Origin of the sequence: Polynucleobacter sp., from assembly GCF_044342855.1 — a bacterium.
GTDB lineage: Bacteria > Pseudomonadota > Gammaproteobacteria > Burkholderiales > Burkholderiaceae > Polynucleobacter.
The window spans coordinates 106,349-129,103 of the sequence record NZ_JBIIPA010000001.1 but is presented as its reverse complement, the minus strand read 5'-3'; the positions used below and the strand labels follow the sequence as shown (position 1 = coordinate 129,103).

The 22,755-nt window shown below is 46.6% G+C and carries 18 protein-coding genes and 2 tRNA genes; 17 read left to right on the top strand and 3 right to left on the bottom strand.

From position 1 onward, the window contains the following. The first annotated feature begins 16 nt into the window (after positions 1 to 16). The 7 genes from ACIQZ3_RS00675 to ACIQZ3_RS00645 all read left to right on the top strand — a co-directional run bounded on the left by ACIQZ3_RS00675 (position 17) and on the right by ACIQZ3_RS00645 (position 7,601). On the top strand, positions 17 to 1,057 hold the full coding sequence (locus tag ACIQZ3_RS00675) for an RluA family pseudouridine synthase (protein WP_397389665.1): 1,041 nt from the start codon (positions 17 to 19) through the stop codon (positions 1,055 to 1,057). Further along, positions 1,041 to 1,823: a peptidoglycan editing factor PgeF gene (pgeF, locus tag ACIQZ3_RS00670; RefSeq protein WP_397389664.1), complete on the top strand. Its 783-nt coding sequence runs from the start codon at positions 1,041 to 1,043 to the stop codon at positions 1,821 to 1,823. Before ACIQZ3_RS00675 ends, pgeF begins: the two co-directional genes overlap by 17 nt. 102 nt (positions 1,824 to 1,925) lie before the next feature. Continuing rightward, positions 1,926 to 3,560, top strand: a complete 1,635-nt coding sequence (phaC, locus tag ACIQZ3_RS00665) for a class I poly(R)-hydroxyalkanoic acid synthase (protein WP_397389663.1) — start codon at positions 1,926 to 1,928, stop codon at positions 3,558 to 3,560. Positions 3,561 to 3,581: 21 nt separating this feature from the next. Then, on the top strand, positions 3,582 to 4,322 hold the full coding sequence (locus tag ACIQZ3_RS00660; RefSeq protein WP_397389662.1) for a 3-ketoacyl-ACP reductase: 741 nt from the start codon (positions 3,582 to 3,584) through the stop codon (positions 4,320 to 4,322). A gap of 114 nt (positions 4,323 to 4,436) precedes the next feature. Further along, complete coding sequence (phaR, locus tag ACIQZ3_RS00655; RefSeq protein ID WP_397389661.1) at positions 4,437 to 4,976, top strand: polyhydroxyalkanoate synthesis repressor PhaR; 540 nt, start codon at positions 4,437 to 4,439, stop codon at positions 4,974 to 4,976. Between the two features lie 2 nt (positions 4,977 to 4,978). Next, positions 4,979 to 6,337 (top strand): 30S ribosomal protein S12 methylthiotransferase RimO, encoded by a 1,359-nt coding sequence (gene rimO, locus ACIQZ3_RS00650; protein WP_397389660.1) that lies wholly within the window; start codon positions 4,979 to 4,981, stop codon positions 6,335 to 6,337. Between the two features lie 79 nt (positions 6,338 to 6,416). Continuing rightward, entirely contained in the window at positions 6,417 to 7,601 is a 1,185-nt protein-coding gene (locus ACIQZ3_RS00645) for an acetyl-CoA C-acyltransferase family protein (protein WP_397389659.1), read from the top strand. A gap of 39 nt (positions 7,602 to 7,640) precedes the next feature. Here ACIQZ3_RS00645 and serB read toward each other — a convergent pair whose 3' ends face one another. Beyond that, the gene (gene serB, locus ACIQZ3_RS00640) at positions 7,641 to 8,531 is read right to left on the bottom strand and encodes a phosphoserine phosphatase SerB (protein ID WP_397389658.1); all 891 of its coding nucleotides are present in this window, start codon (positions 8,529 to 8,531) and stop codon (positions 7,641 to 7,643) included. Positions 8,532 to 8,551: 20 nt separating this feature from the next. Further along, complete coding sequence (gene mfd / locus ACIQZ3_RS00635) at positions 8,552 to 12,106, bottom strand: transcription-repair coupling factor (protein WP_397389657.1); 3,555 nt, start codon at positions 12,104 to 12,106, stop codon at positions 8,552 to 8,554. A gap of 23 nt (positions 12,107 to 12,129) precedes the next feature. On the opposite strand from mfd, the gene ispD reads away from it, so the two are divergent. The 9 genes from ispD (at position 12,130) to ACIQZ3_RS00590 (ending at position 21,393) form a co-directional block, all read left to right on the top strand. After that, positions 12,130 to 12,879 (top strand): 2-C-methyl-D-erythritol 4-phosphate cytidylyltransferase, encoded by a 750-nt coding sequence (gene ispD / locus ACIQZ3_RS00630; protein WP_397389656.1) that lies wholly within the window; start codon positions 12,130 to 12,132, stop codon positions 12,877 to 12,879. 27 nt (positions 12,880 to 12,906) lie between these two features. Then, entirely contained in the window at positions 12,907 to 13,410 is a 504-nt protein-coding gene (gene ispF, locus ACIQZ3_RS00625; protein ID WP_397389655.1) for a 2-C-methyl-D-erythritol 2,4-cyclodiphosphate synthase, read from the top strand. A gap of 81 nt (positions 13,411 to 13,491) precedes the next feature. Continuing rightward, positions 13,492 to 13,578: transfer RNA gene (locus ACIQZ3_RS00620), tRNA-Leu, on the top strand. Positions 13,579 to 13,635: 57 nt separating this feature from the next. Next, entirely contained in the window at positions 13,636 to 14,973 is a 1,338-nt protein-coding gene (gene tig / locus ACIQZ3_RS00615; RefSeq protein ID WP_397389654.1) for a trigger factor, read from the top strand. A gap of 26 nt (positions 14,974 to 14,999) precedes the next feature. After that, positions 15,000 to 15,629 carry an ATP-dependent Clp endopeptidase proteolytic subunit ClpP gene (gene clpP, locus ACIQZ3_RS00610; RefSeq protein WP_215306976.1) on the top strand — a complete coding sequence of 210 codons (630 nt, stop codon included), beginning with the start codon at positions 15,000 to 15,002 and terminating at the stop codon, positions 15,627 to 15,629. A gap of 26 nt (positions 15,630 to 15,655) precedes the next feature. Then, the gene (clpX, locus tag ACIQZ3_RS00605; RefSeq protein ID WP_397389653.1) at positions 15,656 to 17,017 is read left to right on the top strand and encodes an ATP-dependent Clp protease ATP-binding subunit ClpX; all 1,362 of its coding nucleotides are present in this window, start codon (positions 15,656 to 15,658) and stop codon (positions 17,015 to 17,017) included. A 178-nt stretch (positions 17,018 to 17,195) separates the two neighbouring features. After that, positions 17,196 to 19,628 (top strand): endopeptidase La, encoded by a 2,433-nt coding sequence (gene lon, locus ACIQZ3_RS00600; protein WP_397389652.1) that lies wholly within the window; start codon positions 17,196 to 17,198, stop codon positions 19,626 to 19,628. Positions 19,629 to 19,746: 118 nt separating this feature from the next. Then, positions 19,747 to 19,822 (top strand) — tRNA-Val (locus ACIQZ3_RS00595). A 104-nt stretch (positions 19,823 to 19,926) separates the two neighbouring features. Continuing rightward, entirely contained in the window at positions 19,927 to 21,393 is a 1,467-nt protein-coding gene (locus tag ACIQZ3_RS00590; protein ID WP_397389651.1) for a peptidylprolyl isomerase, read from the top strand. A gap of 2 nt (positions 21,394 to 21,395) precedes the next feature. On the opposite strand, the gene ACIQZ3_RS00585 is transcribed toward ACIQZ3_RS00590, so the two are convergent. Beyond that, positions 21,396 to 21,989 carry an arylesterase gene (locus ACIQZ3_RS00585; RefSeq protein WP_397389650.1) on the bottom strand — a complete coding sequence of 198 codons (594 nt, stop codon included), beginning with the start codon at positions 21,987 to 21,989 and terminating at the stop codon, positions 21,396 to 21,398. 81 nt (positions 21,990 to 22,070) lie between these two features. Here ACIQZ3_RS00585 and ACIQZ3_RS00580 point away from each other — a divergent pair, with 81 nt between their 5' ends. Further along, a complete protein-coding gene (locus ACIQZ3_RS00580; RefSeq protein ID WP_397389649.1) occupies positions 22,071 to 22,751 on the top strand; it encodes an ABC transporter ATP-binding protein in 681 nt (226 codons plus the stop codon). Positions 22,752 to 22,755: the final 4 nt, after the last annotated feature.

Here is a 22,755-nt window from a genome sequence, read left to right as displayed (position 1 = left end):
AAAAGGCTCTTTAAGCGTGGCATTGCCGCATACTCCCGATTCGAATCCCATTGATTATATCGATGATGAGGATTTTATTGCCCTAGAAGTTCCCGCCGAGGTCAGCGGAGAGCGTTTAGACAAGTTCCTAGGTGGCGCTTTGCCGGATTATTCCCGTAATCGGCTTAAGGCCTGGGTTGAGGCTGGAGCGGTTACTGTAGACGGAAAAGTCACCAAAGTCCGCCATTTGCTCCGTGGGAGCGAGAGTATTAGGGTCTTTCCGCAAGAAATGCCGGAACAATTTGCCTTTGCCCCCGAAGATATCCCCCTGGATGTTGTTTACGAGGATGACACGGTCATTGTCATCAATAAGCCCGCTGGGCTGGTGGTCCATCCTGCAGCTGGTAATTGGGCGGGTACCTTGTTAAATGGCCTGTTACATCGCTTTCCTGAGCTCAAGCAGCTTCCAAGGGCCGGAATTGTGCACCGCTTGGATAAAGACACCTCTGGATTAATGGTGGTGGCCCGCACGGACATCGCCCAAACCTCTCTGGTAAGGCAGCTACAGGAGAGGACGGTAGGTCGACGCTATCTCGCTTGGGTTTGGGGGGATGCCCCCTCTCAGGGCAAGGTATTGGCAAGCGTTGGACGTGATCAGCGTGATCGCCTCAAAATGGCAGCCGGCTCACCCCAGGGCAAGCCTGCAGCAACGCTGTTTCGACGCTTGGCTAAAGGAACTTTTGCTGAAAGTCCGACAGCCTTGCTGGAATGCCGCCTAGAAACGGGCCGTACCCATCAAATTCGGGTTCACCTCGAGTCTTTGGGTTTTCCACTGTTAGGGGATCCCGTTTACCGCAAACGCACCCCTGGCGTAGCTAAGTCATTGCCTTTTAGCCGTCAAGCTTTACATGCTTACGCTCTTAGCCTTCAGCACCCAGCAACGCATGAAGTCATGACCTGGTTTAGACTACCCTCCCAAGATTTAATCGAGTTATTGCCACTGGTGGGGATGGGTGAAGAAAATTTACCCAAAGAAGAGGTATTAATGGCGTCTATCAAAAATGATCAACGCAATTAATCGGATTGAACCAACCTGGGCTTCGCCACAGCAAATTAAGGCTTTTTGCACAACTCGGCATGGCGGTATTGGCAAGCCACCATTTAATACCCTCAACCTTGGACTTAATTCTGGCGATGATTCAGCGGACGTTCTGCATAACCGCAGCATCGTGAGATTACATCTCCCCGCTGAGCCACTTTGGCTTAAGCAGATCCATGGTGTGACCGTCAGCACTCCAGCTTCCAGGAATGCATCTGCCGGACAACCATTTGAGGCGGATGCTGCTGTTACCAATATCCCAAATGAAGTGCTGGCGATTCTGACTGCGGATTGCATGCCAGTATTGTTTGCAAGCAAGAGTGGTGATGTTGTTGTTGGGGCGGCACATGCTGGCTGGCGTGGTCTGAGTGCTGGCGTTCTAGAAAATACCCTCCAGGAAATGCTTGCCTTAGCGCCAGAGCTCAACATAAAAGATATTGTTGTGTGGATGGGCCCCGCTATTGGTCCAACAGCATTTGAGGTGGGCGAGGATGTGCTCCAGGCTTTTTCTACCCAAGGTCAAACTATCCTATCAAAGGCATTTACGCCCATTGATGGGAAGTCTGGAAAGTATTTGGCAAATCTATATTTGCTTGCCCGAGAGCGACTAAGGTCATTGGGTATTGAGCAAATTGATGGCGGTGACTTTTGCACCTTCAATGATTCGGAGAGATTCTTTTCTTACCGTAGAGACAAAGAAACCGGACGTTTTGCTTCTTTCGTTTGGATATCTGCCGAAACATAAACTCGGGGTTATTGCTAGCTTAGCCCTAGGGCTAGGGTTAGTGCGTATAACCCTTCCAGCCTGATAGGTGCAGAATAGCCTCAATAACTTTACGAGATCATTATGTTTGCAGGTATGAATACAGGTGTCGCGCCATCATTGGCTCCACACCACATGGCGTTAATTCCACCAGAGCGTTTAGCAGAAATTCAAAAGGAATACTTCGCTGAATTTGCCCATCTTGCAACCAATCCTGAAGCTATCGAAGTAAAGGACCGCCGCTTCTCCGGCAAAGCTTGGCACTCGTCTTGGAGCAAGATGATTGCTGCAACTTATCTGTTGAACTCTAAGCATTTGCAGGCGCTTGCAAATGCGGTTGATGCTGATGAAAAAACCAAAGCCAAAATTTTATTCGCTACTGAGCAAATGATTGATGCTTTATCGCCTTCAAACTTTATCGCCACCAATCCCGAGGTTCTTGAAAATATTATTAGCTCGCAAGGTCAGTCTATTCAAAATGGAATCGTGAATTTGCTGGGGGATTTGAAAAAAGGCAAGGTTTCGCTGACTGATGAAAGTGCTTTTGAGGTTGGCAAGAACATTGCTACAACTGAAGGCCAGGTGGTATTCCGAAACGATCTTTTTGAATTGATTCAATACACGCCACTTACCGAAACAGTCTATGAGCGACCCTATTTAATGGTGCCGCCCTGTATTAACAAGTACTACATATTGGATCTACAACCCGATAACTCTGTTGTGCGTTACATGGTTGAGCAAGGCCATACTGTTTTCTTAGTTTCCTGGAAAAATCCTGACGCCACCATGTCTAAAGTGACCTGGGATGATTATGTTGGTGATGGCGTGATCAAAGCAATTGAGGTGGTCAAAGATATCGGCGGAACAGATCAAATTAATGTGCTTGGCTTTTGCGTAGGCGGAACTTTAACTTCTACTGCTTTAGCTGTATTAGCGGCGCGTAAAAAAGATTACGTTGCCAGCTTAACTTTGCTGACAACATTATTGGACTTCACTGATACCGGGATTCTGGATGTCTTTATCGATGAAGGCATGGTCAAGTTACGCGAGAGCACCATTGGTGGTGAGGGTGGTCATTTCGGGATGATGTCGGGTTTAGATCTAGGCAATACCGTCTCATTTTTGCGTCCAAACGATTTGGTGTGGAACTATGTTGTTGAGAATTACTTAAAAGGCAATTCGCCGCCACCATTTGATTTGCTCTATTGGAATGGCGACTCCACCAATCTGCCTGGCCCTATGTATTGCTGGTATCTACGTCATGCCTATCTACAAAATGAATTGGTTAAGCCAGGCAAACTGACTGTTTGCGGTGAAAAGGTTGACCTAGGCAAGATCACCGTACCCGCCTATATCTATGCATCACATGATGACCACATCGTGCCCTGGAAATCAGCCTATGAGTCCACTCATATCTTAAAAGGTAAGAATCGATTTGTCTTGGGTGCATCAGGACATATCGCTGGAGTAATCAATCCACCGGCAAAAAATAAACGTCATTATTTTGAAAATAATAAATTAGCAAAAACTGCGGATGAGTGGTTGGCTGCAGCAAAAGATATCAAGGGTAGTTGGTGGCCTAACTATGCTTCATGGTTAGAGCAGTTTGGTGGCAAGAAAATTAAAGCTAGTAAAACGTTTGGTAATACACAGTACAAAAAACTAGAAGCGGCGCCTGGTAAGTACGTGAAAGAAAAAGTATCCGCAGCTGCTCAATAATAATTTCATAAGGGGAATTACATGTCTCAAAAGATTGCATATGTAACTGGTGGTATGGGTGGCATCGGTACTGCTATTTGTCAACGCCTTGCCAAGGATGGTTTCAAAGTTATTGCTGGTTGTGGCCCAAACTCCCCGCGCAAGGATCGCTGGATTGGCGAGCAAAAAGCTTTAGGTTATGACTTCATTGCTTCTGAGGGTAACGTTTCTGATTGGAATAGTACGGTTGCTGCATTCGATAAGGTTAAAGCTGAAGTAGGCCGTGTTGATGTTCTCGTAAACAATGCTGGCATTACTCAAGACAGCGTGTTCCGCAAAATGACTCCTGAGCAATGGAAAGCGGTTATTGATACCAATCTCAACTCACTATTCAATGTGACCAAACAAGTGGTTGATGGCATGGCGGATAACGGCTGGGGTCGCATTATCAATATTTCTTCTGTAAACGGCCAAAAGGGTCAGTTTGGGCAATCTAACTATTCCACAGCAAAAGCAGGCTTACACGGATTTACGATGGCATTGTCGCAAGAGTTGGCATCTAAGGGCGTGACTGTAAATACAGTTTCTCCTGGATATATCGGTACAGACATGGTCAAGGCTATTCGTGAAGATGTTCTGGAGAAGATTGTTGCTGGTGTTCCAGTTAAGCGTTTGGGCACTCCAGAAGAGATTGCTTCCATTTGCTGCTGGATCGCTTCTGATGATGGTGGCTATGCAACCGGTGCCGACTTCTCCTTAAACGGTGGTCTGCATACAGGCTAAACACCTCAAAAATGCAGTTTTTGTGGCGAGCTCATCGGCATATTTACCTTTAGGTCAAACTAGAGATAAACTATGCCGATGTTGCATTGCAGTATCGAGAGTTAGGAAAAATACATGGCCACACGTTCCAAAAAATCAGGCGATAGCCGCCTGATCAAGAAATACCCCAATCGTCGTTTATATGACACCCAAACCAGCACTTATGTCACCCTGGCTGATATTAAAAATTTAGTGATGGCCGGCGATGCTTTTAGCGTTGTGGATGCAAAAACTGAAGATGATTTGACGCGCAATATCTTGCTGCAAATTATTTTGGAAGAAGAGGCTGGTGGAGCGCCAGTGTTTTCAACACAAATGCTTTCTCAAATCATTCACTTCTATGGAAATTCCATGCAAGGGTTGATGGGCAGCTATCTTGAAAAGACGATGCAATCTTTTGTGGATATTCACAATAAGTTGGGCGATCAAACACAGGGCTTGGGTGCAGGCAGCACCCCTGAGGCATGGGCCAAGATGATGAATCTTCAAAACCCAATGATGCAAGGCTTAATGGGCAACTACATGGAGCAAAGCAAAGATCTGTTTGTGAAGATGCAAGAGCAAATGCAGAGCTTCCCATTTACTGGGCAATCTAATAAAACAGAAAAAGAATAGTTGTGGCGGGCAAAGTTGGTTTTGTTTCCTTGGGCTGTCCCAAGGCATTGGTGGATTCCGAACTCATCCTCACTCAACTTAGTGCTGAGGGTTATGAGACTGCCAAGGATTATTCTGGTGCAGATCTCGTAATAGTGAACACCTGTGGCTTTATTGACTCTGCTGTAGAGGAGAGTCTTGCCGCGATTGGTGAGGCCTTATCCGAGAACGGCAAGGTGATTGTTACGGGCTGTCTTGGAGCTCGTAAAAATGCTGATGGTAGCGATCTCATCCAGAGTATTCACCCTAAAGTCCTTGCTGTTACTGGCCCACACGCCACGCAAGAGGTGATGCAGGCTATTCATCTGCACCTGCCAAAACCTCACGATCCCTTCACTGATTTACTGCCGCCGATTGGTGTGAAGCTCACGCCAAAGCATTATGCGTATCTTAAGATCTCTGAAGGCTGCAATCACCGTTGCACCTTCTGCATTATTCCAAGCATGCGTGGCGATCTGGTTTCACGCCCGATTGGCGAAGTACTCCTTGAGGCCAAAAAATTATTTGAGTCCGGGGTTAAAGAGTTATTGGTTGTTTCGCAAGACACGAGCGCATATGGTGTTGATATTCAATATCGCACTGGCTTTTGGGGTGGCAAGCCCGTCAAGACGCGCATGTTTGACTTGGTGAACGCCTTAAACCAAATCGCGAGAGAGCATCAAGCCTGGGTTCGCCTGCATTACGTTTACCCATATCCACATGTTGATGATGTTCTGCCTTTAATGGCTGAGTTCTCTGATCATGGTTATGGCGTCCTCCCTTATCTAGATATTCCTTTGCAACACGCGCATCCAGATGTGCTCAAGCGTATGAAGCGTCCCGCTAGCGGAGAAAAGAATTTAGAGCGTATACAAGCATGGCGTGCTGCTTGCCCGAACTTGGTAATTCGTAGTACTTTTATTGCAGGCTTTCCAGGCGAAACCGAAGAAGAGTTTGAGTATCTTTTGAACTTCCTTGATGAGGCTCAAATAGATCGCGCCGGTTGTTTTGCTTATTCACCGGTTGAGGGTGCAACTGCCAATGCCTTGGATAACCCGATTCCGGAAGCGTTGCGTGAAGATCGCAGAGCCCGTTTTATGGCCAAGGCTGAAGAAATCTCGACTAAACGACTTGCTAAAAAAATAGGCAAGCGCATTCAGGTCATTATTGATCGCGTGGATGAATCTGGCGGAATTGGCCGAACTATCGGTGATGCCCCTGAAATTGATGGTTTGGTGAGGGTTTTAACTCCTAGCAAGCCTTCAAAGCGCTATCGCGCTGGCGAAATCATCAAAGTGACGGTGATTAGCTCCCAAGGGCATGACCTAATAGCCGAAACTTGACTATTGGAATAAAAATTGTGTTTTGGCCTTTCATTGGGGTCATTATTTTGCCTAATTAGGTACCGTAAAGGGGATTGTTATGAGTCGTGATGTCGTCATTTTAAGTGCTGTACGTTCAGCCATTGGTACTTTCAATGGATCATTGAGTAGCCTCGAGCCATGTGAACTCGGCGGTATCGTGATGAAGGAAGCGGTTGCCCGCTCTGGTGTAGATCCAGCCTTAATTAATTACGTTACTGTGGGTAACACTATTCCTACGGATAACCGTTACGCCTATGTAGCTCGTGTTGCCTCTATTCAAGCTGGCCTCCCAATGGAATCCGTTGCGATGGCTTTGAACCGTTTATGCAGCTCCGGTTTGCAAGCAATCGTGACGACTGCTCAACAAATTATGTTGGGTGACTGCGATTACGGTATCGGTGGTGGTGTTGAAGTGATGTCGCGCGGCATGTACGGCTCACCAGCAATGCGAAGCGGTGCTCGCATGGGCGATACCAAAATGCTTGATTTAATGGTTTCTGTATTGACCGATCCATTTGGTGTTGGTCATATGGGTGTTACTGCAGAGAACCTCGTTGAAAAGTGGAAGTTCACACGTGAAGAGCAAGATGCCCTCGCCGTAGAATCCCATCGCCGTGCTGCACACGCAATCAAAGAGGGTCGTTTCAAATCTCAAATCGTTCCAATCACCATCAAAACTCGTAAGGGTGATGTGGTGTTTGATACAGACGAACATTGCAAGCCAGATACCACCATGGAAACTTTGGCGAAGATGAAAGCAGTCTTCAAAAAAGAGGGCGGTAGCGTTACTGCTGGTAATGCATCAGGCATCAACGATGGTGCAGCATTCTTTGTATTGGCTGAAGCTGAAGCTGCCAAGAAGGCTGGCCATAGGCCAATAGCTCGCTTAGTGTCTTACGCTATTGCTGGTGTGCCCAACCACATCATGGGTGAAGGCCCAATCCCAGCAACCAAGATTGCTCTTGAGCGTGCTGGCTTGAAATTGGATCAAATTGACGTGATCGAATCTAATGAAGCATTTGCTGCTCAAGCTTTGGCAGTGACTAAGGGGTTGGGTTTAGATCCAGCCAAGACAAACGTCAATGGTGGAGCGATTGCATTGGGTCACCCAATCGGCTGCTCTGGTGCCGCTATCGCTACTAAGGCTATTCATGAATTACACCGTGTTCAAGGCAAATACGCTTTGGTCACAATGTGTATTGGTGGTGGTCAAGGTATTGCAACTATTTTTGAGCGCCTGTAATCAGGGCTTATTTACTGCTGTCACCTAATACCAGGTGAATTAGGCGATTAGCAGTAAAGCAGCATCCAAGCCGACTCGGTCAAAAGCCGCGTCGGCTTTTTCTTTGACTATGGGTTTTGCTTTATAGGCAATACTGATTCCAGAGCCATGCATCATTGGCAGGTCATTTGATCCATCACCCATGGTGATAGAGTTTATTTTTTGGCAACCTATCAGATTACAGGCTTGCTCTAGGTAGGTATCTTTGGCTGCACCATCAACGATATTGCCAATGACTTTACCCGTCAACTTGCCGTCAATGATTTCTAAAGTATTGGCTTGGGTTTGCTTAAAGCCAAACTCCTGTTGGAGCTTTTGGGTAAAGAAAGTAAAGCCACCAGAAACTAGCAGGGTATACAAGCCTCTAGCATTCGCTCCAGCTAACAATTCAGTTGCACCAGGGTTAGGTCGCAAACGTTCACGGTAGACCGAATCCAATACATCAGCGGATACACCTTCTAGAAGGGCTACGCGTCTGCGCAAGCTTTCTTTAAAGTCTTTAATTTCACCACGCATAGTGGCCTCAGTGATTTCTGAAACGGCCGTCTTCTTGCCTGTGAAGTCTGCAACCTCATCAATACACTCGATATTAATAAGAGTGGAGTCCATATCCATTGCCAGTACCTTCACTGCATCAGGATTAAATCCTGGGGAGAGGAAAGCCAAATCCGTGTCGTGTGCAGCAGCAATATCGCGCAGAGCAACTCTTGCCTCCGGCAATAAGGCTTCAGAGCAAGTCCAGCGGGCGGTGAAATATTTTGAGTGAGACTGTTCCTTAGTCTCCTTAGTAATTTCAATGCCTAAGATTTTTGAATGCGCAATTAATGCAGCATTTAATTGCAAAGTGATTGGGGAGCTTGCAAGCGCTACAAGAGTAAGGTGCTTAGACATGGGCGATTAACGATCAGTAATTAATTTGCTTGAGCGGTGTTGAGCATGGCGGATTCATTGAGGCTTCTGAGAATTTTCCGGATATGGTCTAGACGTTGCTCTAGTTTCTCAAAATCTTTCTCTTTTTGGGGGAGAATTTTTAACTTATCTTGCCCATTAAGTTGAATGTACTTAGACGACTGAATCAATTGAATAATCTTCATTGGATCAATCGGAGGGTTTGGTATGAACTGAATCTGGATAGACACGGAGCTAGCATCAATCTTCTTGATTCCAAACCCAGCCATTTCTAGGCGTAATCGATGGGTTTCATATAGAGATTTAGCTTGATCAGGTAAATCTCCATAGCGATCTACAAGCTCTTCACGCAATCCCATGAGTTCAGAGAAATCATGTGTGCCGGCAAAGCGCTTGTACATGGATAGCCGCTCATGAACATCGGGGCAATAGTCATTCGGAAAGAGGGCGGGTACACCAAGATTGACATCGGTGGTCGCCTGCAGGGGTGATAGAAGATCTGGTTCTTTGCCGCTACGTAAGGATTTAACTGCGCGATTGAGCATCTCGGTATACAGCTGAAATCCAATTTCATGAATTTCACCGGATTGTTTATCACCCAGGACCTCACCCGCGCCGCGGATTTCTAAATCATGCATCGCTAAATAGAAACCAGACCCCAGCTCTTCCATGGCTTGAATTGCATTTAAACGCAGTTGCGCTTGCTTGCTAAGAGCCTCAGGGTCCGGCACTAGCAAATAGGCATAAGCTTGGTGATGAGAGCGCCCAACACGACCACGTAATTGATGTAACTGCGCCAATCCAAACTTGTCTGCGCGATGCATGATGATGGTGTTAGCAGTTGGAACGTCAATACCCGTTTCAATAATGGTGGTGCATAGCAAGATGTTCGTACGCTGTGTCACAAACTCACGCATAACTGATTCCAGTTCACGCTCATGCATTTGACCGTGCGCTACGCTAATTCGTGCCTCTGGAATCAATTGCTGTAAAGAATGCTTACGGTTTTGAATAGTTTCGACTTCGTTATGCAGGAAATAGACCTGTCCACCACGCTTAATTTCACGCAGTACAGCTTCACGAATAACGCCATCACCTTCGCGGCGCACAAATGTTTTGATAGCCAAACGTTTCTGGGGTGCCGTCGCAATGATCGAGAGCTCACGCAAGCCTTCCATTGCCATGCCAAGAGTTCTTGGAATTGGCGTAGCAGTCAGGGTCAGAATATCCACTTCAGCGCGTAATGCCTTGAGCGCATCTTTTTGGCGTACACCAAAGCGATGTTCCTCATCGACGATAACCAAGCCTAAGTTGGCAAACTGAGTTTCTTTTGAAAGAAGTTTATGTGTGCCAATAATGATATCGGCCTCACCTTTAGCAATTGCCTCAAGAGCTGCATTAATTTCTTTGGTGTTTTTAAAGCGCGAGAGCTCAACAATGCGCACGGGCCAATCAGCAAATCGATCTTTCCAAGTTGCGACGTGTTGTTCGGCGAGTAGGGTGGTTGGCGCCAGGATGGCTACTTGCTTACCCCCCATAACGGCAACAAAGCTGGCGCGGAGTGCAACCTCAGTCTTTCCGAAGCCCACATCGCCGCACACCAATCTATCCATTGGTGTGCCGCTGGTCATATCCCCGATCACTGCGGCAATTGCATTTGCTTGATCAGGAGTTTCTTCAAAGCCAAAGCTTTCAGCAAAGGCGGCGTAGTCATGTGCCGAGAATTCAAAGGCATGACCTTTTCGAATCGCTCTTGCTGCATATAGGCTTAATAGCTCAGCGGCGGTATCGCGAATTTGTTGTGCAGCTTTTCGTCTTGCTTTATCCCACTGACCAGAACCCAGTTGATGCAATGGTGCTGAGTCAGGATCGGAACCTGCATATCGGGTCACCATCTGTAGCTGTTGCACCGGTACATATAGAGTCGCATCTTTGGCGTAAACCAAGTGCAGGAACTCTTCAAAAATAGGTTCTTCTTTGGGCGGCGCTAAATTGAGTAGTACCAATCCTTGATAGCGACCAATGCCATGATCTGAATGCACAACAGGATCACCGATCTTGAGCTCAGATAAATCCTTGAAGAGCATATCCGGATCGGTGCTCTCACTTTCTTTACCCTTGCGTCGTTGACGTGCAGTGGTAGTGAAGAGCTCGGCCTCGGTAACAACAATGAGGTTTTTAGCTGGCCAGGTAAAGCCGTTAAAGAGTTGCGCTGTGACTAGGCCAAAAAGTGATCCACTCTTAATAAAATCAGCAATTCCTTCAAAGCCTTCTGGCTTCAAGGGATAGGGGGGTTTGCCATTCTGCCCGGCAACCGAATTACCCTCTTCAAAGAGTTGGCGAATCGATTCTTTGCGACCATTGCTATCGCTACAAATGAGTACGCGAACTTTTTCTTGAGAAACCAAGGCACGCAAGCGATTCATTGGATCTGCATCACGACGATGTACTGCTAAGTCAGGAACAGATAAAAAATGCGGAGAAGCTTTTGTTTCTTTGTCCGCTTCCTTATCCAATGCCAAACGTGCATTAGGTTTAGCTGCCGTAAAGAATTGATCGACATCTAGGAATAGCTCTGCTGGTGGAAGAATAGGGCGATCCAGATCGTGCTTTAAGAATTCGTATCTAGAAAGCGTATCTTTCCAAAAGCTCTTAATAGAATCTTCAACATCACCGATGCTGACTATCCAGACGGGATCACCTGAGCGTGGGAAATAATCAAATAGGGTAGATGACTCTTCAAAGAAGAGGGGCAGATAGGATTCAATACCCGCACTCGGAATCCCGAGGTTGGCATCTTTGTATATTGAGCAGCGAGCTGGATCCCCTTCAAATACTTCGCGCCATCTGCCGCGGAAGGCGGTACGTGAAGCATCATCAAATGGAAATTCATGCCCCGGTAATAGGCGAACTTCTTTAACCGGATAGAGGCTGCGCTGGGTATCTGGGTCGAAAGCTCGAATTTGCTCAATCTCATCACCAAAGAGATCGAGGCGATACGGCAGGCTAGAGCCCATCGGAAATAAATCAATCAAGCCACCACGAATGCTGTATTCGCCGGGACGCATGACTGCGCTGACGGGATCGTAACCAGCTTGCTGAAGCTGGAGCTTTAGTGCCGCCTCATTAAGTTTGTCACCTTGCCTAAAGAAGAAAGTGTGCCCAGATAAAAAGTTTGGCGGCCCAAGTCTCTGCAAAGCGGTGGTGATGGGCACTAAGACAATGTCGCAACTACCGTTCAGTAATTCATAAAGTGTTGCTAAGCGTTCTGAGACCAAATCCTGATGTGGTGAGAAATGGTCATACGGCAGAATTTCCCAATCGGGCAATAGGCGCGTTTTAAGTTGTGGGGCAAAAGCCGGAATCTCTTCGAGAAGACGCTGGGCTTCCTGCGCCTGCGCACAGAAAATAACCATGACTGAGAATTCAGATCGATACCGCAGAGCGGATTGGGCTATTAATGCGGCATCTGAGGAGCCAACTAGCCCTGAAAAGGTAAAGCGCTGCCCAGCCCGCGGCGCAGGTATGGGGGGTGCTAGTTTTAATGCATCAGACATCTGTGCTCATTATAGAATCAGGTATGCACCCAGCAAATCAATCTTCACCCCAATGTCACGCCTTGTTACCTACGGCCGGAACAGGATCCAGACTTGGTGGAGTTTTGCCAAAGCAGTTTCAAGAGCTTGCGGGCAGGCCAATGCTAGCTTATGCCTTGGATGCCTTTATTGCCACCCCAGAGATTGCCTCTATTTGGGTGGGGGTTAGTCCAGGATTTATCGACAATCCTATCTTGAGCTTACTTTCCAGTAAATCTACTTCTATTCAATTTCTTGCGAGCGGCGGTCCCACTCGTCAAGAAACCGTCAGAAATACTCTGGCCGCCATGCTCAAGGCAGGTATTCCAGAGAATGATTGGGTGCTAGTTCATGACGCTGCTCGTCCTGGCATTTCTCCAGAGCTGATTCAAAAGCTGATTCTTGCAGTCGCTCAGGCTGGTGAGGGCGGTCTCTTGGCCATGCCTTTAGCGGATACCTTGAAAATGGCTGATGCCAACTCCGCAATTGCCGGTAACCCCAATAGGGCGATGAAGACGATTTCTCGTGATCATCTTTGGCAGGCGCAAACGCCCCAGATGTTTGGCCTAAAGCACCTGCATGATGCAATTGAAGGGGGCATACGACTAGAGGCCGATATTACCGATGAAGCAAGTGCAATGGAGCTCTCCGGCTCTAGCCCATTATTAATAGAGGGTGCTACCCGCAACTTCAAAGTAACTCACCCAGCAGATTGGGATTTGATGCAAACCATCTTGCAGGCCTCCTGCAAATAAGATCTTAGAACCTATAACGACAACTCAATGACTTCAAGCGCTCCTCACATTCCCCAGTTTCGCATTGGTCAAGGTTACGACGTTCACGCCCTGGTTGCGGATCGTAAGTTGATATTGGGCGGTGTTCATGTTCCCAGTGATAAAGGCCTGCTAGGGCATTCGGATGCGGATGCCTTGTTACATGCATTAACCGATGCTCTGCTGGGCGCTGCTGGGTTGAATGATATTGGCCAGCTATTTCCAGATACCGACCCTCAGTTTAAGGATATGGATAGTCGAATTTTGCTCAGAGCCGCTCTTCAGAAGATTCAGGCTGCTGGGTTTCAGGTAGGTAACGTCGATGCGACGATTATTTGCCAAAAGCCTAAATTAGCTACTTTTTTGCCCGATATGGTCCGCAATATCGCCGCAGATTTGGCTGTCACGCCAAGCCATGTCAACCTGAAGGCCAAAACCAATGAATCCCTTGGGCACTTAGGTAGAGGTGAGGGCATTGCAGTCCATGCGGTGGCTTTGCTCTATAAGGCCTAAATATCCTCCAAAACCGCTAAGCATTGTAGAATTACGGTCTTTAGTGTGAAGCTTCAGCTCGGTAGTGTTTGCGGAATTCGCGCGAGGATGGCGAAATTGGTAGACGCACCAGGTTTAGGTCCTGACGCCAGCAATGGTGTGGGGGTTCGAGTCCCCCTCCTCGCACCACAAGATAACTACTTGGCTTGGGCTTCACATATTCCGATTTTCAAATAAGAGACGAGAATGGCTGTGCAGATAGAAAATTTAGGTCAGTTAGACCGCAAAGTGACCTTAGAGTTCGCTCGTGCCGATTTGGCTAAGGCTAGAGAAGACCGTTTGGCTAAATTGGGTAAGACCATGAAAGCCCCAGGCTTCCGTCCAGGCAAAGTGCCTAAGAACATGGTTGAAAAGCAGTACGGCATGCAAGTGGATTTCGAGCTGCAGTTCGATAAAGCTTCTGAGCTGTTCTATGACTTAGCTCAAAAAGAAAAAATTCTCTTAGCTGGTCAGCCACGCCTTGATCCTAAATCTGAATTAGACGCAGACAAAATCGTGTTTGATGCTTACTTTGAAGTGTTGCCAGAAGTGAAGATTGGCGATTTCAGTAAAGCAGAAGTAACTCAGTACACAACCGATATTTCTGATGCAGAAATTGATCGTGCTTTAGATGTATTGCGCAAGCAGCAAGTTCATTACCATCCGCGCGGCGAAGCTGGTGCTCATGGTGATGGCGGTGCAAATCTGGCTGCCCAAGCTGGCGACCAAGTTGTGATCGACTTTGTTGGTAAGATCGATGGCGTTGAATTTGCTGGCGGTAAAGCTGAAAACTTTGAATACGTTCTTGGTGAAGGCCGCATGCTCCCAGAATTTGAAGCTGCTACATTGGGCCTCAAAGCAGGTGAGAGCAAGACATTCCCATTAAACTTCCCAGCGGATTACCACGGTAAAGATGTAGCCGGTAAGACTGCAGATTTCACAATTACTGTTAAGTCTGTTAACTGGGCACACCTTCCAGCAATTGATGATGCCTTTGCATTATCTTTAGGCGTTACCGAAGGTGGCGTTGCTAAGATGCGTGAAGAAGTTAAAGAAAATTTAGATCGCGAAACCAAGCGTCGTATTACTTCCCTGTTAAAAGGCGAGGTAATGGAGAAGCTCAATAGCCTTTGCGAACTCGACGCACCGAAATCTTTGGTTGCTCAAGAGCAAGAACGTTTAGTTGAGTCTGCACGTCAAGACCTCATTCAGCGTGGCATTCCTAACGCTAAAGATGCTCCAATTCCTGCTGAGATATTTGCTGAGCAAGCTCTCAAGCGCGTTCGTCTTGGTTTGATTTTGAGCGACTTGGTTAAGCAACAGAACTTGGCTGCAACTGCCGATCAAATCAAAGCTGAGATTGATGAACAAGCCGCTACTTACGAAGATCCTAAAGAAGTAGTGCGTTGGTTCTACAGCAATCCAAGCCGCCTCAAAGATATCGAGAACTTGGTATTAGAAGATAACGTGATTAAGTATTTCACTTCGCAAGCTAAAGTGATCGATAAGGTAGTTACCTTCGAAGAACTCAGCAAACTCAACTAAGCATTAATTAATTAAGGCCTGATCACATGAACCAGAATCATTTCCAGTCTGAGAATTTAGAGCCCAAAGGTTTGGGTTTAGTTCCAATGGTGATTGAAACCTCTGGTCGAGGTGAGAGAGCCTATGACATTTACTCTCGCTTACTGAGAGAGCGCGTTGTTTTCTTGGTTGGCGAAGTAAATGATCAAACTGCAAATTTAGTAATTGCTCAGTTGCTATTCCTTGAGAGTGAAAATCCAGATAAAGAAATTTCTCTGTACATTAATTCTCCTGGCGGCTCCGTTTCTGCTGGTCTAGCAATCTACGACACGATGCAATTTATCAAGCCGCACGTCAGCACTTTGTGTATGGGTATGGCTGCTAGCATGGGTGCATTCCTATTGTGTGCTGGCGAGAAGGGTAAGCGTTATGCATTACCTAATTCACGCGTGATGATTCATCAACCATTAGGTGGTGCACGTGGCCAAGCTTCTGATATTGAAATTCAAGCTCGTGAGATTCTTTACTTGCGTGAGCGCTTGAATAAGATTTTGTCTGACCGCACTGGTCAAACAATTGAGACGATTGCCAAAGACACTGATCGCGATAACTTCATGTCTGCAGATCAAGCTCAAGAGTATGGCTTGATCGACAAAGTAATCGATAAGCGCCCTTAATACGTATTCATTTTTAGATATTTACCTTGAGCGATAAAAATACTACCAATAGCGCAGATAAAGTTCTGTATTGTTCTTTCTGCGGTAAGAGTCAGCATGAAGTGAAGAAACTGATTGCTGGACCTTCTGTATTTATTTGCGATGAGTGCATCGACTTATGCACCGACGTTATTCAAGAAGAGCTCGCTAAGCTTCCTAATGCAGAGGGCGATGACGCTTTACCAACGCCACACGAAATTCGTGAAAATCTAGATCAGTACGTAATCGGTCAAGATCATGCGAAGAAGGCTTTGGCTGTAGCGGTTTACAACCACTACAAGCGTTTGCAGTATTTGCCAAAACCTAAAAAAGAGAAGCTTGATAAAGACGGCAAGCCTGTCGAGGTTGGTGGCAAAAAGGAATCCAAGGTTCCTGCTAAAGCAATGGTTGACGGTGTTGAATTAGCAAAGAGCAATATTTTGCTGATCGGCCCAACTGGCTCGGGTAAAACATTATTAGCGCAAACTTTAGCGCGCATGTTGGACGTTCCATTTGTCATGGCTGATGCAACGACATTGACTGAAGCTGGTTATGTTGGTGAAGACGTAGAAAACATCATTCAAAAGTTATTGCAAGCTTGTGACTACAACGTAGAAAAAGCGCAGCGCGGTATTGTATATATCGATGAGATCGATAAGATCTCCCGTAAGTCAGACAACCCATCCATTACTCGCGACGTATCGGGCGAGGGTGTTCAGCAAGCATTGCTAAAGCTTGTCGAGGGCACAATGGCTTCCGTGCCCCCTCAAGGTGGACGCAAGCATCCGAACCAAGATTTCTTGCAAGTGGATACCACCAACATCCTATTTATCTGTGGCGGAGCATTTGATGGCCTTGAGAAGGTCATTCAACAGCGTACCGCGAAGACAGGCATCGGATTTAACGCCACGGTTCCAGGTAAAGACGATCGCGGCGTGAGCGACCTTCTAATCGAAGTAGAGCCAGAGGATTTAATCAAATTTGGCCTCATTCCGGAGTTGATTGGTCGTTTGCCTGTTGTGGCGACTTTGGTGCAATTGGATGAAACGGCTTTAATACAGATCCTGACTGAGCCTAAGAATGCCCTGGTTAAGCAATACCAAGCGCTATTAACGATGGAAGGCTCCGAGCTTGAAGTTCGCCCAGCGGCACTATCAGCTATAGCTAAGAAGGCTATTGCACGCAAAACTGGTGCCCGTGGCCTGCGTTCCATTCTTGAGGGATCCCTCATGGATGTAATGTATGACCTGCCATCTTTGAAGAATGTTCAAAAGGTGGTTGTCGATGAAAATACCATCGCTGAGGGTGGAAAGCCCATTTTGGTCTACAAGCAGGGTGACGAATCCACGGAAATGAGCAGAAAAACCTAATTTCTCGTCTTTTTTGCTGTTTTCACAGTGTTTTTGCTCACTTTTTGCATATTTACCCCTTGTTTTTCACTTGGCGGCACCCATATAGGTAGTATCCTATTCCTTAATAATGTGCGTATGTAGTAGCGCGGCATTTTTAGAGATTTTTACGGAACGACTATTTTGGAGGAATTGCCCCATGCCTGGACACTTATTACTACCCTCTGAACCTATTCGACTCCCACTTCTCCCTTTAAGGGATGTCGTGGTGTTTCCGCATATGGTTATCCCCTTATTTGTGGGCCGCCCAAAATCGATCAAAGCCCTAGAAGCCGCCATGGAAACTGGCAAAAATGTGCTTTTAGTTGCTCAAAAGACTGCCGCGAAGGATGAGCCTGGCGTAGAGGATCTCTATGAGGCCGGTTGTATCGCCAACATTCTGCAAATGCTCAAACTGCCAGACGGCACTGTCAAGGTATTGGTTGAGGGTGTGCAACGTGCTGAAGTCGGTCAAGTTGAAGATATCCAGGGCTATTTCTGCTGTGAAGCTACGCCAACCTCAATGTCAGCATTGGACGCTCATGAAACTGAAGCATTGCGTCGCGCCATCATGGCGCAGTTCGACCAATACGTAAAACTGAACAAAAAAGTTCCCCAAGAGATTCTGTCTTCACTCGGTGGCATCGATGATCCAAGTCGTTTGGCGGATACGATTTGTGCACACCTCCCAGTTAAGCTCGAGCAGAAGCAGCGTTTGTTGGAGATGACTGACGTAGTTCAACGTTTAGAAAGTCTCTTAGCTGATCTCGAAAGCGAAATAGATATTTTGCAAGTTGAGAAGCGCATTCGTGGACGTGTAAAACGTCAGATGGAAAAGAGTCAACGCGAGTACTACTTGAATGAACAAGTTAAGGCCATTCAAAAAGAATTAGGTGAGGGCCAAGAGGGTGCCGATCTCGAGGAACTTGAGAAGAAAATTAAAGCTGCTCGCATGCCTAAAGAGGCTTTGAAGAAGGCTGAGTCTGAGTTGAAGAAACTCAAACTTATGTCGCCAATGTCTGCCGAGGCAACCGTGATTCGCAATTTCATTGACACCTTGGTGACCCTTCCTTGGAAAAAGAAAACCAAGATCAACAATGACTTAACTAATGCTGAAAAAGTATTGGATGAAGATCATTACGGTCTTGATAAAGTAAAAGAACGCATCTTGGAGTATCTCGCAGTTCAACAACGTGTTGAACGCGTTAAGGCTCCGATCCTTTGTTTGGTTGGGCCTCCTGGTGTCGGTAAAACTTCTCTAGGTCAATCCATTGCACGCGCAACAAACCGTAAATTTGTTCGTATGGCATTGGGTGGTGTGCGTGATGAGTCTGAGATCCGCGGTCATCGCCGAACTTATATTGGTTCTATGCCCGGCAAAATTCTGTCTAGCTTGACCAAGGTAGGTGTTCGCAATCCTTTATTCCTCTTGGACGAAGTAGATAAGATGGGTATGGACTTCCGTGGTGATCCTGCGAGTGCATTACTTGAGGTCTTGGATCCAGAGCAAAACCACACATTTCAAGATCACTATGTTGAGGTTGACTTTGACCTTTCCGATGTGATGTTTGTTGCAACATCCAACTCCTTGAATATTCCCGGCCCTTTATTGGATCGCTTGGAAATCATTCGTCTCGCCGGCTATACAGAGGATGAGAAGACCAGCATTGCCATTAGCTATTTAATTCCTAAACAAATTAAAAATAATGGCTTGAAGAAGGATGAGTTGAAGATTGAGGAATCCGCTGTTCGCAGCATGATTCGTTACTACACACGTGAAGCTGGTGTTCGTTCTTTAGAGCGTGAAATTAGCAAGATCTGTCGTAAGGTAGTGAAGTTGCTTCTCCTGAAGAAAGAGGCCGCACCAGTCACTGTGAATGCTGATAATTTAGAGAGGTTCCTATCCGTGAAGATGTATGACTTTGGTCTTGCCGCAAAAGAGAATCAAGTCGGCCAGGTCACTGGTTTGGCTTGGACCGAAGTTGGCGGTGATCTATTGACCATCGAGGCAGCGGTGATGCCAGGTAAGGGTGTCATTACTCGCACTGGTTCTATTGGTGATGTGATGAAGGAATCTGTCGAGGCAGCTAAGACTGTGGTCCGTTCCAGAGCGAGAGCTTTGGGTATTGCCGATGAAGCTTTTGAGAAGAAAGATATTCATATTCACTTCCCAGATGGCGCGACACCTAAGGATGGCCCATCGGCTGGTATTGCGATCACTACAGCTCTGGTGTCCGTATTTACAGGCATTCCGATTCGCTCTGATGTTGCCATGACTGGTGAGATTACATTGCGTGGTGAGGTATTGCCAATTGGCGGCCTAAAAGAGAAGTTGCTGGCTGCCCATCGTGGCGGTATCAAGCTAGCTTTAATTCCTGAGGAAAACGTCAAGGATTTGATCGATATTCCGGATAACGTTAAGAATGCGATTGAAATTGTTCCAGTACGTTGGATTGATAAAGTTTTGGAATTGGCTTTAGAGCGAAAACCGGTTGCTTTGCCAGATCCAACGCCAGAAGAGCTTGCCAAAAAGGCTGCAGAAGCTAGCAAAGCCAATGAAAAGATTTCTTCTGGAGAGGCCATAAAGCATTGATGCCTAGGGGATATTTGAGGGATTTTGAGTCATATTGAACGGTTTATTTAAGTCCATTTTGATGAAGAATCTCTCTTTTATTCCCGCACTAGGTTACAATCTCGTTTGTATTAATTTGGGGCGCTTAGCTCAGATGGTAGAGCGTCTGCCTTACACGCAGAATGTCGGCGGTTCGATCCCGTCAGCGCCCACCAGTTTCCCAAATCGTATTTGCCTTTCCTCTAATAGGCCTCTAGTTCCTCTAGACCTTCTGCCTAGAACACTCGCATTATTGACTTCACTTCCTATCGATTAATTCATGTTTGATACCGTACGTAAGCACCAAAAGATTCTTCAGCTTGTGCTGATGTTATTCATCGTTCCTTCATTTGCCATGTTTGGTATTTCTAGCTATTCCAGCTTCATGGATAAAGAAACAGATATTGTTAAGGTAAACGGCAAACCAATTACTGCGCAAGAAGTGGATATGGCTGCTAAGCGTCAAGCTGAGCGTGTCGGTGGCAATATGCAAATTGCTCAAAGCCTACCGTTTCGTCAGGCCATTTTGAATGAGTTACTCCAGCAGCGTATTTTAGGATTTGCAGTGAGTGACCTGCGCTTGCAAGTCGGCAAGCAAGAGCTTGTAAATAGTCTTCAAAAGATTCCTCAGATTCGCGCTTTATATCGTCAAGATGGCACCTTTGATGACGCCCGCTTTAAGCAGTTGTTGGCGAGTAACGGCATGAATGAAGAGCAGTTTTATGCTGGCCAAAGCTTTGACTTAAAAATTCAGCAGTTAGTGAATTCGGTAGCCCGTACAGAACTGGCTAGCCCGAAGTTATCTGAAATCGTTTCATCTTTGTATGAGACCGAAAGACAGGTTCAGACCTTGCAGTTCAATGCCAAAGATTATTTGTCTAAAGTAAATCCAAGCTCAGAAGAGCTAAAAGCTTTTTACGAAGCAAATGCCAAATTATTTGAGCGCCCTGAATATATTGATGTTGAGTACACTGTTCTCAAGGCGGATTCAAAAGAAGATTCCAAATCCTTTAATGAAAAGGCAGATCAGTTTGCGAATGTGACTTACGACCAGTCTGATAGCCTGAAGCCTGCTGCTGATAAATTAAAGCTCAGCATTCAATCCCAGAAGGGCGTAACTCGCGGTGGTGCACCAGGCGTATCCAAAGACCATCCCTTAGCTAACCCTAAGGTCATTCAATCTCTCTATGGTGATGAGGCCCTTAAGAACAAGCGCAATACTGAAGCTGTACAAACAGCGCCCGGTGTATTTGTATCTGCTCGGGTTGTGACTTTGCACCCAGCACAAATTTTGCCGTACAACGAGGTTGCTGCAGAAGTGAAGCGTCAAGTTAGTCAACGTGCCGCAGAGAAGTTGGCTATTGCTGCTGCAAGCGAGAAATTAGCCGCGCTTGAAAAAGATCCAAAGAATGCGACTGGTTTCGCAAGTCCTAGCTGGATCTCACGTAATAAGCCCGGTAGCTTGGTTGGCCCATCAATGGATGAAGTTATGTCCGTGAATGCAAATAACTTACCAGCTGTAGTTTCGGTTGCTAATCCAGGTGTTGGCACTACGATTTATCGTATTGATCAAGTTCGTCAGCCACCAGCAGTTGATGCCAAGGCGCATAAGGCTCAGGCCCAACAGATTCAAGCGCTAGCTGCACAATCAGAATTCGCTGGCTTTATGGGCTACTGGCGTAATAGTGCTGGCGTTAAAGTCATCAACCCGCTAAAGCAGGCAAGCTCAGGTACTGCAGGTAGTTAAAGCTAAGGTAGTTTTTTAAGCAAGTTACTGTATGGGGCCATTGAGCCCCATACGTTTTTAAAGATCATGCTTTGTGCTGCCACATTGGGATGTAGGCGATCCGCTTGAAATAATTCTGGTTTAGTGGCAACACCTTCTAAGAAAAATGGCAGCAACTCGATGCGCTCTTGAGTTGCAAGCAATGGATAGAGATTCTTAAATTGCATGGTGTAGGTTTGGCCATAGTTCGTAGGAATCTGTATGCCGCAGAGCAAAACCTTTGCACCCGATTTTTTGCTCATCTGAATCATCTTGCGAAGATTGGCTTCGGTTTGATTTACAGGCAATCCTCGCAAGGCATCATTTGCCCCCAGCTCTATAAGCACAATTCCTGGTTTTTTCTGATCCAAGAGATTGGGGAGGCGGCTTAGACCGCCCGAGCTAGTTTCTCCGCTAATGCTGGCGTTAAACACACTCCAGGGGCTTTGATCTTTGGCTAATTGCTCTTGGAGCAGGGTGACCCACCCCGTGCCACGCGGCAGGCCGTATTCAGCGGAAAGGCTATCACCCAGCATCAGGACTACTGGCTTTACTTGAGCCCAGGAAGAAATGCTCAATACAAGGCAAAATAGCCCTGTAATGAATTTATTCACAGTTAAAAGCCTAATCCGCATTTTTCCACTCTAGAAAATTTTCACATGAACAAACAGTCTAATTCCATTGTTGCCGATCGCGTTGGCAAGCTGGTAAATACGGCTGATGGCGACTTGGCTATTTTGCACGACTTAAGTTTTCAAATTGAGCAAGGTGAAAGTGCGGCAATTATTGGTGCTTCCGGTTCTGGAAAAAGTACCTTATTAAGCCTCTTGGCTGGTTTAGATCTGTCAAGCACTGGTCAAATTGCTTTAATGGGGCAAAGCCTCAATCTGCTGGACGAAGATGGTAGGGCACGTTTGCGCGGTCAGTTTGTTGGCTTTGTATTTCAATCATTTCAGCTATTGCCACATCTAACAGCCCTAGAGAACGTCATGCTTCCCCTAGAGATGGCTGGTGTAGACCATGCTGAAGCTAGGCTACAGGCTCATCAATGGCTGGAAAAGGTTGGGTTAAGCCTTAGGGCGAATCACTTTCCTAAGACGCTGTCGGGCGGTGAGCAGCAACGGGTGGCGTTAGCCCGGGCTTTCATTAATAAACCTGCCATTCTGTTTGCCGATGAGCCTACTGGGAGCCTAGACGAAGCCAGCGGAAATCGGGTGATTGAACTCCTTTTTGAGCTCAATCGGGAGAATTCCTCAACCCTGGTTCTGGTGACCCATGATCCAACCTTAGCTGCTCGGTGCGGACGCCAATTGAGCCTTCATGGTGGGCGCCTGGTTTAAGCAA